Genomic DNA, 11,980 nt, shown 5'->3' with positions numbered 1-11,980 from the left:
ATGTTCTCGTCCGAGGCGGCCCGATCCGCAACGCGGCGGAACGTCTCTTCGGTCGGCAGGTACTTCTTCAGATCCTCGTCGCTCATTCCGGTCGGACCTTCTCTAGAACGGGCGCTGCGGCGTCGACGCACGGCGCGGCGCTGTCGGCGCAGAGCGCGGGGTGCGGGGCGCCGGCTTGAAATACGGCTTCTCCTTCATGAGCTTCTCCTCTTCTTCCGCCCACGCATCGCTCGGCTGCGGCACCTTCACTGCGCCCGGCGTCTTTGTCGGCCTCGCGTTCGAGGCGGCGCTGCGCGGCGCCATCCCCGCATGTGTCGTGGAGGCCGGCGCCGCAGCCGGCCCAGGGCCGCGCAGCAGCGCCGGTGCAGCCGGCGGCGGGGCGGCCGGCGAGCGCGCGCTGGGGCGAGGCGCTGCGTCGAGCGCCGCCGGTCGCAGCACGGCGGGCTCCGGCGCCGCCGCCGCCGATGGCGGCGCGGGGACGAGCACCTCATCGACCGGCGGAGGAGCGCCGATTGGCGACGGCACGCCGGCCCGCGCAGGCGAGCCCAGCGGCGACAGCGGTGCATCCTCTGTGGCCGATGTGGTCGACGGGGAGAGCACGGCTGTGGCCGACGGGACGAGCAGGGCATCGCCGCGCGGCGCTTCGACCGCTGGCGTCCGTCGAGGGATGATCCACATGGCGGCGAGCGCGCAGGACAGCGCGCTCGCACCCATCACAAGACCGATGCGACGCTTGCGCCGCGTCTCGGCCGCCGTCGGGCTCGGCGCATCGCCTGCGCCGCGCATCCCCGGCGGCGAGCGTTCGGCTCCCTGCGCCGTCTCGCGTGCGAGTCGCGCACGCAGCGCGGCCGGCGTCACCTCGATCGCCGGCGCAGCGGCCTTCGACGCCCTGCTCACGGCCTCGCTCGGCGCCGCCTCGCTCGTGCCCGTCGAGGCGGTAGTTGCCACCTCGCTGGGCGCCGCGGCCCTCCTCTCCGGAGGCAGTGGTGCGGTCACCGGCGCCGGCCCCGCCACGAGCGGCGCCGCGGGCCAGGTACCGGGCCGCTCGCTTGGCGCCGCCGGCGGTGTCGGCGGCGCGGACGGCATCCGCTCGGTCGTCAGCCAGCGCGGGCCCCGCGCCGCTGCTGCATCTGGCGCTGCTCCGGTCGCAGCGGCACCCGTGCCCGCCGCGAACCCTCCATGCCCGGGGCGCTCCGCGGAGGGTGCGTCCGGCGGCAAGAACGGGAGCACCGCCCCGGGCGGCCGGTAACCCGCGTCGAGCGGCGCCGTTGCGAGGTGGACGGCCTCCGCCGCCGGGATCAGGCGCAGCGACGGGATCGAGGCGCGCACCTTCGGATCGAGCGCGACGTGGCCCTCGGCCTGCGATGGCTGCGCGGAGCAGCCGTCGAACTCCCGTGTGAGCGCGTCGAACGCCTCGTTCGCGCTGGGCGGCTCGTCCGGGGATTTCGCGAGCATGCGCGCCACGAAATCGCTCAGGCTCCTCGGGGCGACCTCCGGGATCGCCTCAACGAGCGGCGCCGGCACGGCGTGCACATGGTTCGCCCAGACCTCTTGCCGCGGCGGCAGCTCGCCCGTCCTCTCCGCGAACGCGTGCTTGCCGGCGAGCATCTCGTACAGGATCAACCCCGCGGCGTAGATGTCTGCGGGCCGCCCGACGGGCCGCCGGAGCGCCTGCTCGGGCGCCATGTAGTGCACCGTCCCGAGGTCCGAGAACACGTCGCTCGACGCGAGCCCCCCGACGCGCCGCGCGAGGCCGAAGTCGACGACCTTGACCAGGCCGCTCTGCATGACGAGCACGTTCTCCGGCTTGAGGTCGCGGTGCACGATGCCTCCCTCGTGCGCCACCCGGATCGCGTCCACCACCTGGATCGCAATCGAGAGCGCGACGCGCGTGTCGAAGCGGCGCATCGCGTGGAGCATCTGGCGCAGCGAGACGCCGTCGACGTGCTCCATCGCGATGTACATGACGCCGTCGGTGGTAACCCCCGCGTCGTAGAGGCGGACGATGTTCGGGTGGTTGAGGTCAGCGAGCACGCGCGCCTCCTTGCGATGCCCGCGCAGGAAGTCGGCGTCGCTCATCCGCTCGGGTCGGACGACCTTGAGCGCGACGGTCCGATCGAGGTACTCGTCCACGGCCTCGTAGACGCGCCCCATCCCGCCCTCGGCGATGAGCTTCACCAGGCGGTACTTGTGGCAGCGGCCGCTCTCGCCGAGCCGATCGTCACGGCGCTCCATCCCCGGTTCCCCACGTGCTTTGCAGTGCACGAGGCCCGTCCAGATCAGCACATCACCCGCCGGGCCAGCGTGCCGCGCCATGCCCCTTGATGACCCTGCGCGTCAAGTGGATCCCGTCGGGGCCGTCTCTGCTCAGCAAGATGCCAACACGGCCTGGCGCACCCACTGCCGGGTGCCGCAGAGCTTGCCCCTCCCTCTGCCGGCACTCGACACCGTCGTCTGCAAGGCGATCTTCCTGCTAGATCGAGCGGCCATGCCCCCCGGTTCCGGTGATCGCGGCTCTTCTCCTCCAGTCGCACAGGTCGCGCAGACGGAGGAGATCGAGTCGGTGAGCTCCGAGCTACTCTCCCAGGCCCCGGTGCTGCCGTGGGCGGCAGCGGAGCACGGGCCGGACAGCGCTCCGCGCGCGAGCCGCTCGACGCCAGCGCCGCCGTTCCGTTGGCCTGTCGCCTCTGGCCTCTCGGCGGCACCGATCTCAGTCATGGCGCCGCTGCCTCTGCCGCTCGCGCCCTCGACGGCGGCCGCATCGGTCTGCTTGACCGAACCGCTGCCTTCGTCGCTGCCGCCCTCAACGACGCGCGACGCCATCGTTCCGGCCGCGGACGCGAGCCCGTGGGTCAAGCGCGTCACGATGCCGGCGCTGACCGTCGGGCAGCTCGCCGGGCCGGCCGAGCGCACGGACCGCGATGCGACACCGGGCCTGTCTCTCGGCACCGAGCTCGCCGTGCCCCGGCCGCGATCGCCGTCCCCGACGCGGGCGCCCTCGCCCGCGCATCCTGCCGAGCTTGTCGAGCTCCTCTGGTTCGATCCGAAGGCGCTCCCGCGCATCCGCGCCTCGTGGAGCAACGTGATCCTCGATCTCGACTTTGAGGCGCTCGATCCGCGCCATGACCGGCCGCCCGGCGATGCGGGTTCCCCTAAAGATCACCACCACGTCTCCGGCCTGCTCACCAGCGGCCCACGGATCGAACCGAGCGGCGTGCAGCAGACCATCCTCGCGTCCATCAGCGAAAAAGGCCTCTTCACCCCGCCGCTTGTGCTTGTGGAGGGCGAGCTGCGATTCCTCTTCGACGAGATCGAGGCGCTCAAGGCGACCCTCGCCGTGGTCGCACCGCTCGCGGGCGCGGACAGGAGCCTCAAGGAGGCGGTGGACCTGTCCAGCGAGCTCCTGAGGTCGCCGTACCCCGAGGGGGCGACCGGCGCCGCCGCCACCCTGACGCAGCAGATCAGGGAGCGACTTCCTCCGCCAGGCCGTTCGCCGGCCTCTGCGCGTATCGAGGCCCAGGTGGAGCGGCTCCTGCTCGAGCAGCGGCGGTATCAGACCCGCGCCGTGCTGGGCGACATCTGGATCCGCGCGCTGCTCGGGGCGGGCGAACAGGACGCGCTGCCGGTGTACCTGCCGAAGCGCCTCTCGCCGTGGCTGCCGATGCTGCCAAGGCTGCGCGTGCGCCTCGTTGCGGAGGCGCACCTGAGACAGGACCACGCCGAGAGCAGCCGGGTTGCCCTGAAGGCGCTCGCGCTCGGCCGGGTCGCCTTGCTGGAGGAGATCCAGGGCGGAAGGCCGTGAGCTGGCCGGCGCCCAGCCAAGCAAGGGCCTCGATCGCAGCAGCTTCCGGAGGAGACCTCGACGGGGGAGGCGGGGGAGGCGAGAAGTCAGCCGTCGGGCGAGCCCGCGATCCTCACGCTCGCGAAGATGCGATCGAACACCGGGTCGAGCCGCGCGGCCTCGTCCTTCGGGATCGTCGCCGTGAAGCTCAGCACTATCGGCCGGCGGCCTGGCACGAACAGGAGCCGCTGCTCGAGCGGCCCGCTCTGGCCACGCCACGCGAAACGAAGCTCCAGCGCTGGCCGGTCGCCGATCGCGCGCTCGTGCCGCGCCAGCAGCTGGAACCCTTCGAGCCGCTTGGCCAGCTCCAGGAGCTGCCGGTCGCCATATCTGCGGAAATCCTCGCCTGCCGCGAGCGCGTCGCGCGTCATCACCACGCTGGCGGCCGCGGTCTGGCCCGGCTCGGGCGGAGCCGCGAAGGCGACCACCGAGCGGTCCTCCCAGTCGCGCGGCACGTCGAAGGACACGTCGGAGTTCTCGTAACGCGGCATGTCTCGGGCTCCCCGCTGGCGTGACGCGTCGCGCGGAGCGCGCGGCGCTCGCCTTGAAAGCACTGCGCCCGCCCCGGCGTCAAGGCACTGTCTGCGCAAGCACTGCGCTGCTGCACCACGCGACGCAAGGGCGAGGCGCGGCGAGGTGCGCCTCATCCCCGCGGCCCTTGCGCCCCGCCGTTGCCTTCGCCCTTGCCGGCCGGCGCGCTGCTGCCGGGGCCTCCCGGGTGCCTGGCCTCGCCGATCGTGGCCACCGAAGGCGCCTTCGCGCCCGTGCTGTTGATGAACACGTTCGGCGTGCCGTCGATCTGCACCTCCTTGCCGGAGAGCTTGAGCACGCCTCCCGCCGAGATCTCGAGATCACCCTGCGCATCGATGAAGATGCCGGAAGGCGTGATCCGGATCGACGCGACGCCGTTCGTGATGTGGACGGTCCGATCCTTGGTGATGGTGTACCCGACGCTGCCGCCGACCGTGACGCTCTGGCTCTCGCCGGCATCGATCGCATCCGATGTCCCGATGATCGAGGTGCGGCTCTTGCCAACGGTGCTCGTCTGGTTCTCGCCGATTGTCTGGCTCTGGCTCTTCCCGATGCTCGTGCTCTGGCTGCCCCCGACGGTCACCGCGTCGCCGCCGGTCACGCTCGCCGATCGGTTCCCGAGCACGGTCGAGCGCTGATCGCGCCGGATCACCTCGGTGTAATCGCGCTGCGCGTGGAGGTGGAGGAGCTCGCGCCCCTTGGCATCATCGAACGAGAGCTCGTTATACCCGTCCAGGCCGGGGGATGAGGCGGTCTTCCACCCGCTCTTGGTCTTCCCGGCGGGCAGCGGATAGGGCACGCGCGCCGTGCTGTTGTGGACGCGGCCCACGATCACCGGACGATCGGGATCGCCGTGGCAAAACTCGACCAGGACCTCCTGCCCGACGCGGGGGATCGCCATCATCCCGTAACCGACCCCGGCCCATCCCTGGCTCACGCGGATCCAGCACGAGCTCGCGTCGTCGAATCGACCCTCGCGGTCCCAGGGGAACTGCACGCGCACACGACCGAACTCGTCGGTATGGATTTCTTCGCCCGGAGGACCGACCACGATCGCGCTCTGCACGCCGGCGACGCACGGCTTCCCCGTCAGCCGCGCCGGCCGGTAGGGCTCGCTCGTGAACACGGCCTCGCCGTGCACGGTCCATTCGCCGTCGTGGTCGCCCTCGAAGGTCGAGGCCACGACGAGCAACCCCCGGTCGGGCGCGAGATCCTCGCGGGGATGATGCGTCATCGAGAAGACGGCGCCGGGAGCCAGATCGAGCACGTTCGTCCGGAACCGGACGGACCGCCGGCCGCTCCGCTCGCGCTCCAGGCTCCGCGTCGCCAGCGCCTTCGCCTCCGCGAGATCGACCCGCGCGATGCCTCGGTCGTCAGCGACCGGCGTCTCGCCGCCCTTGCCCGGCTCGATGACGAACGCCGCTGGAAGAACTGGAAACTGCTCGTAGCGGAGCTCGTCGCCGGCGCCCACCTCGGCCTCGGCGAAGAGCTGCACATCCGGACGGGTCCGGAAGTCGACGCCGCGGAGGGTGACACGACCGGGCCGCATCTCGTTGCGCACGACCACCTCGGTCATGAACTCGCGCCCGGCGGCCTCGTTCGGGTTGTCAGCGTAAGGGATTGGCGGCCGTCGGCGGGATCTGTAGATGATCGCGGCAACCCGCGGGATTTCGGTGAAGTTCACCGGTGAAGCCCGCTCCGGATGCCGGCGAAGAGCACGCCGGATGCCGGTGAAGTTCACCGGTGAAGAGGCGGCTCAGTGCTTCTTTGCGCGGCGCTGCTTGCTGCGGGTGGCGCTCAGCTCCTTGGCTTCCTTGAGCCGGTAGCTCTCGGCCTCGATCTCGATCACCTCGGCGCGGTGCACGAGCCGGTCGACGAGCGTGACGACGCACGCGGCGTGCGGGAAGACCTGGCCCCAGTCGGCGAAGGCCTTGTTCGTGCTGAGCAAGAGCGGCTTCTGCGCGTCGTAGCGCCGGGTGACGACCTCGAAGAGCAGGTCGGCGTAGCGGCTATCGTAGGAAAGGTGTCGGGTCGGGAGGGGGCGCGGTGGCCGGGTTTCCCCGGCTCCGTTTCCCCCTCCCGCCCGCCAAACCGGACGTGCACGTCTCCGCGCATCCGGCTTTCCACAAGCACCCGATGCCAGGTCAGGTCACGGCGAGATCCTCCTGGAGCGCCCCGAGGGAGGTAGGATCGTCGTACGCGCTGTTCGCGAAGCGGCCGACGTCGCCCAGCTCATCCAGATCCATCCACGGCAGGAGGATACGTGCGCCACGATAGCGGTAGCGTTCCACCCTGACACGCGACGGCCGGAAGAGCTCGAGCCTTCCCTCCTGAAGCGTCCAGCCCCCACCACAATACCGGCCCTTGAGATACTTCCACGTTCGCTTGGGGTGCTTCTTCCGCAACCACCGGAAGACGCGCCACCAGGCGAAGTAATCGACGTAGGCCAGCGTGCGCTTGCTCGCGTCGTAGCGGAAGTACGTGGCCCAGCCCCTCAACACAGGGTTGAGGGCGTGCAGGACCTCCTTCAAGGGCAGGTAGGTGGTCGAGCGGGTCGTGAGGCTTCTCACCTTATGTTTGATCGCCTCCAGACTCTTCTTGCTCGGGTAGGTCCAACCCACGAGCTTGCCCTTCCACGGCACCCGGCGAACGCGGTGGCCGAGAAAGTCGAAGCCCTCGTCGACATGCGTGACGAGGGTCTTCTCCGGGGACAGATCCATCTTCAGCTCGTCTCGAAGAATACGAGCCGCTTCGTCTCGGATGGCCTCCGCCTGCTCCCGACTGCCGCGGACAAGGATCACGAAATCATCGGCATACCGCACGAGCCGGTACGTCGCGTGTCCCTTCCGCCGGTAGTAGGTGGCGCATCCGATGTAGCGCGTCTGCAGCTTCCAGGCGCGCGCGAAGTGCCGATCCAGCACCGACAAGTAGATGTTGGCGAGGAGCGGCGATGCGATACCGCCCTGGGGCGTTCCCGTGAGCGTTGCTGCGAGCCGCCCAGACTCCTTCATCATCCCCGCACCGAGGAACGCCTTGATCAACGTGAGCACCCGTCGGTCGACGATCCGCTGGCGGACCAGCGTCATCAGCACGCCGTGATGGACGTTGTCGAAGCACGCCTTGATGTCGCCCTCGACGACATAGTCGTACGAGGCGCGTGGGTTGATGAAGGACACGATTTCTGCAATCGCGTCCTGGGCTCTTCGACCCGGCCGATACCCGTAACTGCTCGGGTAGAAGGCGGTCTCGAAGATCGGTTCGAGCACGAGCTTGAGGGCCATCTGGACGACACGATCACGGACGGTCGGGATCCCGAGGTAGCGCACCTTGCCGCCCTTCTTCGGGATGCCTCGCTCCCGCACCGGGAGCGGGCGGTACGTGCGCCCCTTCAAGGAGGCCCGCAGGTCCTCCAGGAAGGGCTGCACGCCCGTGCGGTTCTCGATGTGCCAACGGGTCGTTCCATCCGTGCCGGCCGTCTTGGACCCACGATTGCTCCGGACCCGGTCCCAAGCCACGACTAGCGTGGCACGATCGCACACCAGGTTGAAGAGGTCGTCAAACCTCTTCTCCGGGTCTGCCTTGGACCACCGGTGCAGCTTTCGTTGGATGTCGAGTACCCGCCGCCTGGCGTCGAGGACGTTCGGCCACGGTGTGTCGCTATTCAGCGTCATCTCTCCTCCCACCCGTAGAGCTGCGTGCTTGCTGTCCCCCTTCGTCTTGTGGCCGGCTTTCCCGACCTCCGACTACTACGAGGACTCCGTCCCGCGCCGGTCCCATCTGCCGACCATGGGCATGCCCTTCCTCGTATGAGGCGAGGGCGAGGCCGATGCGGTTCCCACGTTCACTGATCACCACTTGACGGAGGAGGCGCCCAGCTACACCCCTACAGCATCGCTCCCGGTACGCCGCAGAGTTCCCAGGAGCCTCCTGACGCCCATAGGCTTGAGGACGCCAGGAGAGGTCGCACCATCGGTTTGCGGTACGACCAGCGCTGTGCCGACCCATATCCACCAGGTTGGAGTCGGTCGACGACTGAAGAGGCCTCATGCACTGGTTCACTTCGTTACGCCTTTCCATCTCGTTTGCGCGGCCGCGACGTCTGGCAGTGCCGTCCCTCCGCTACGTTGTCAGGGCTGCTCCCGGCTCGGCGCCCATGTCGGCGCTCCGCCTGCCCTCAACTTCTCGGGACCGCTGCGACGGCCCCGGGTGGGTCTCTCGCCCCACGTGGTGAATCAGCGCCTCGTGGCGCACAGCCGACTTCGTCGATGCAGAGAAGCGCGGGGATCGTGTAGCGGCGGAGCCTTCGCGCAAGCGCGGCCGAGGACTCTTGCGCGGCGAGGTCGGCGAGCATGTCGCTCGCGGTCGAGAAGCGCACCGTGTGGCCGCGCACGACGGCCTGATGGGCGAGGTTCTTGAGGATCATGGTCTTGCCGACGCCGTTGGGGCCGACGAGCACCGCGTTGTGGCCAGTGGAGAGGAAGCCCAGCCCGAAGAGGTCGTCGACCGCCTCGCGGTCGATCTTCTTGGGCCAGGACCAGTCGAAGTCTGTCATGGGCTTGAAGGCGGCGACGCGGGAGTTCTTCAAGCGGCGTTCGAGGCTGCGCTTGTGGCGCTCGCGCTCCTCGATGGCGAGCACCTCGCGAAGCCAGGGCTTGTCGGCGAGCTGCTCCCAGCAGGCCAGCAGGCCAAAGAGGCCGAGGCTCTTGAGGCGGTCTTTGGTCTCGGTGGGCGTCAGGTCGGTCATGGCGTCGGGTCCTTCTTCAGGGCGTCGTAGGTGGCGAGGGAATGCGGCGTGACGACGAGGGCGGCGTGCTGGCCGCGGGTGACGGGAATCGAGACGGGGGGCGGCAGGTGGCGCTCGGAGCGGCGGCGGTCGATCACCTGGCGGACGGCACCGATGTGGATGGTGTCGCGCTCGAGCACCTCGACCAGGGCCTCTTCGAGCTCGGCGGCGCCGACGGCGTCGAGCAGTAGCAGAAGCCGGGCGATCGCGCTGCCGACGTTATCGCCGCGCTCGGCGACGATGCGCAGGAATGCCTGACTGCTGCGGGCGGCGCGGGCGAGGCGATCCAGGCCGCGGTGCTCGCGGGCGCGGCGCTTCTCGTCGACCAGGCGCTGGAGGTGCTCGGGCTGCTCGATCTGCTGGCCGCGGTCCCACGAGCGGACGTGGGTCGCGACGATCTCGTTGCCGTCAGCGATGCGCACCTGATCGAGGTCGGCGAGGACGACGAGCGTGCGGCGCGTCCGGTCGTGGGGGACCGAGTAGTCGTTGAGATCGAAGCGCGCGTAGGGGGTCTTTCCGACCTCGACCTCGACGCGCTCGTGGGCTGGAAACGGCGTGTCGGGGTGTCGCAAGAGCACGCTGCGCTCGTCGTCGAAGGCCTGGCGCACGGTGCGGGCGCGGTCCTCGACCCAGGAGCGATCGAGCGCCGCCGAGCTGGTCCACTCGGCCGCTTGTCGGTTGAGGTCGCCGAGGTCGGCGTAGGTCCGGGCCTCGAAGAAGGCCTCGCGTACGTAGCGGATGGCGCGCTCGACGCGGCCCTTCTCGTTGCCGCGGGCGACGGCTACGGGGCGCGGCTCGAAGCGATAATGCGCCGAGAGGGCCAGCAGCGTGGGGTGGAATCGAATCGCGTCGCCGTGGCGCTCGACGACGGCGCTCTTGAGGTTGTCGTAGAGCAGCACGCGCGGGACGCCGCCGAAGTCGGCGAACGCCTCGACGTGCCCGCGCACGAAGAAGGGCATCGCCGCGCCCGGGAAGAAGCGCAGGAAGATCCGCCGCGAGTAACTGAGCACCATGACAAAGGCCCAGAGCGGGCGCTGCGCCCGGCCGACAGCCAGCTTGCCGAAGTGCGCCCAGTCGACCTGCGCTTGCTGGCCGGGCAGCGTGCGGAGCCGCTGGAATGCCTCGGCCGGCTTCTTGGGGCGCAGACGGCCGATCACCCGGCGCAGATGATCGGGACCGCCCGGATAGCCGCGCTCCCTCAGCATGACGAAGAGGCGACTGGAGCGCAGCGAGGGATACTTGCCCAGCTGCTCGGTGATGAAGGGCACGAAGGGGTCGACCATGGACGGGCGCGGCGCGACGACCTTCGGATCGACGCCCGCTTGCCCGAGCACGCGCTGCACGGTGGTGTGGTGCAGCCCGAGCTGACCGGCGATGGTGCCGACGGGCCACTTCTCGCCGTGGTAGAGGCGCAGGATCTCAGCCTCCTTTTCTTTGGCGATCACCGTCCCCTCCCGTCATCGCGGCGGACCTCGTGGAACGCGGGGAGCGCGTTGTTGAACAGCCGGCCGAGCGCGCCGCTCGCGCATGGCCCAGGGCGGAAGCCGCGCTCCGCAGAGCGAGCAGCGGCCGACATCTCGGATTCGATCGTCATCGTCGTCCTTTCGGCCGGAGGAGAGCTCCGGCGCGAGTTGGGACGTCGACGCGGCCGCGGCTTGCGTCACCTCGTGATGCGTCACTTTCTGCGCGGAGAACTTGTCCCGCTGCCGCAGCCGCTCGCGGTAGCGGGCCTGACGAGCGGCCTGGAGGCGGCGAGCGCGAGGCCGGGTGCGGTAGGCGGCGCCGGCGCGGCGCAGCGACTCACGACGCCGCAGCGGGCGGCAGTCGAGGCAGAGGCGCTGGCCGCGATCACAGCGGCGGCAGAGGCGAAGCTGGACGCGGCAGCGGGTGCAGAGGGCGAGGCGGTAGGCGGACGACGGCAACGGGCTCCCTGCCGCCGTTTTCTGGACGTGGAGCCCGGCTTGTGGTGAAGGTGGGGGACTCCGGTAGGCGGAGCTCCAGAAGGCCCGAGGGTGGCAGCCCTCGGGCCTTCGACTTTTCGGCGGGCGCTACGTCTACGCCGCGCGGGCGAGCGCGGCCCAGATCGGTGCAGGGGCCGGCGGTGAACGGTGAACGCCGGCGATCACGGGGCCGCGGTCTTCACCGATCCGACGCGGGACGCGACGATCACCGACAGGATCCATGGTCCTGAGGCGCATCGCTCAGGACGAGCCGGCTGAGCTCGACTCCGGCGCGCCCGCTGTCCTCGCCGTGCGCGAAGTAGAACGAGATGCCCGCCTCTTCGAGCAAGCGGCTCAGGAAGGCGAAGTCGGTCTCGCCGTACTGGACGCGGTACTCGTACGCCGGATATTTCGCCCCGAGGAGGACCTCCGGCTGGATCTCCCACTCGCCAAGGATGCGGAGCACGATGTCCGGGATCGTGACGTGCTGAAAAATCCGGCTGCTGCTCCGGAGCGTTGTCCGGAACAGCCAGGGCACGATGCGCAGCCGGTAGGTGGAGAGCCCCGTCGGTTCGGCCTTCACCTGCTCCATGTCAGCGCACAGGCCGGCCCAGACCCGCGGCGAGCGGGGGGGCGCCGTACCCGACTCGACCTTGAAAGCAGCGGCCTTGCCGACGATGCTGTCGAGGTCGAGATCGTCACGCTCGGAGACGGCCAGCACGCAGACCTCAAAGAGCGATGACATCCGCTCCCGGACCGAAAAGCGGCGCACGGAGAGCGACGCTTCCTTCGAGGCGAACGAGAGGGAGAGGTTCGGCATGATCTCGGCGCAAAGGATAGAGCCCGCCGCACGAGACCGGCAAATTGCCGGGATCGGCCGTGCCC

At 69.9% G+C, this 11,980-nt stretch carries 9 protein-coding genes and 1 pseudogene; 1 reads left to right on the top strand and 9 read right to left on the bottom strand.

Features of this window, described 5'->3' with window-relative positions:
* Window positions 1-102 precede the first annotated feature (102 nt).
* The gene (locus tag NQZ70_RS37550) at window positions 103-2,235 is read right to left on the bottom strand and encodes a serine/threonine-protein kinase (RefSeq protein WP_165374367.1); all 2,133 of its coding nucleotides are present in this window, start codon (window positions 2,233-2,235) and stop codon (window positions 103-105) included.
* A gap of 847 nt (window positions 2,236-3,082) precedes the next feature.
* Here NQZ70_RS37550 and NQZ70_RS37545 point away from each other — a divergent pair.
* The gene (locus tag NQZ70_RS37545) at window positions 3,083-3,802 is read left to right on the top strand and encodes a hypothetical protein (protein WP_129578519.1); all 720 of its coding nucleotides are present in this window, start codon (window positions 3,083-3,085) and stop codon (window positions 3,800-3,802) included.
* An 86-nt stretch (window positions 3,803-3,888) separates the two neighbouring features.
* On the opposite strand, the gene NQZ70_RS37540 is transcribed toward NQZ70_RS37545, so the two are convergent.
* The 8 genes and pseudogenes from NQZ70_RS37540 to NQZ70_RS37505 all read right to left on the bottom strand — a co-directional run bounded on the left by NQZ70_RS37540 (window position 3,889) and on the right by NQZ70_RS37505 (window position 11,915).
* The gene (locus NQZ70_RS37540) at window positions 3,889-4,332 is read right to left on the bottom strand and encodes a DcrB-related protein (protein ID WP_165374366.1); all 444 of its coding nucleotides are present in this window, start codon (window positions 4,330-4,332) and stop codon (window positions 3,889-3,891) included.
* A 152-nt stretch (window positions 4,333-4,484) separates the two neighbouring features.
* Window positions 4,485-6,056, bottom strand: a complete 1,572-nt coding sequence (locus NQZ70_RS37535; RefSeq protein WP_165374365.1) for a type VI secretion system Vgr family protein — start codon at window positions 6,054-6,056, stop codon at window positions 4,485-4,487.
* Window positions 6,057-6,128: 72 nt separating this feature from the next.
* Window positions 6,129-6,398 (bottom strand): annotated as a pseudogene (locus tag NQZ70_RS37530) (ATP-binding protein); the annotation flags it as partial.
* Window positions 6,399-6,516: 118 nt separating this feature from the next.
* The gene (gene ltrA / locus NQZ70_RS37525) at window positions 6,517-8,043 is read right to left on the bottom strand and encodes a group II intron reverse transcriptase/maturase (protein WP_129578516.1); all 1,527 of its coding nucleotides are present in this window, start codon (window positions 8,041-8,043) and stop codon (window positions 6,517-6,519) included.
* 503 nt (window positions 8,044-8,546) lie between these two features.
* A complete protein-coding gene (locus NQZ70_RS37520; protein WP_207217588.1) occupies window positions 8,547-9,116 on the bottom strand; it encodes an ATP-binding protein in 570 nt (189 codons plus the stop codon).
* Entirely contained in the window at window positions 9,113-10,600 is a 1,488-nt protein-coding gene (gene istA, locus NQZ70_RS37515) for an IS21 family transposase (RefSeq protein WP_129578515.1), read from the bottom strand. Before istA ends, NQZ70_RS37520 begins: the two co-directional genes overlap by 4 nt.
* Window positions 10,597-10,749: a hypothetical protein gene (locus tag NQZ70_RS37510; protein ID WP_165374364.1), complete on the bottom strand. Its 153-nt coding sequence runs from the start codon at window positions 10,747-10,749 to the stop codon at window positions 10,597-10,599. The genes istA and NQZ70_RS37510 overlap by 4 nt, the downstream gene beginning before the upstream one ends.
* A gap of 572 nt (window positions 10,750-11,321) precedes the next feature.
* The gene (locus NQZ70_RS37505) at window positions 11,322-11,915 is read right to left on the bottom strand and encodes a type VI secretion system Vgr family protein (RefSeq protein ID WP_129578514.1); all 594 of its coding nucleotides are present in this window, start codon (window positions 11,913-11,915) and stop codon (window positions 11,322-11,324) included.
* Between the last annotated feature and the right edge of the window lie 65 nt (window positions 11,916-11,980).

This window comes from Sorangium sp. So ce836 (genome assembly GCF_028553905.1).
Classification (GTDB): Bacteria; Myxococcota_A; Polyangia; order Polyangiales; family Polyangiaceae; genus Sorangium; species Sorangium cellulosum_D.
The sequence above is the reverse complement of the archived record's forward strand: the minus strand, read 5'-3'. Positions and strand labels throughout refer to the sequence as shown.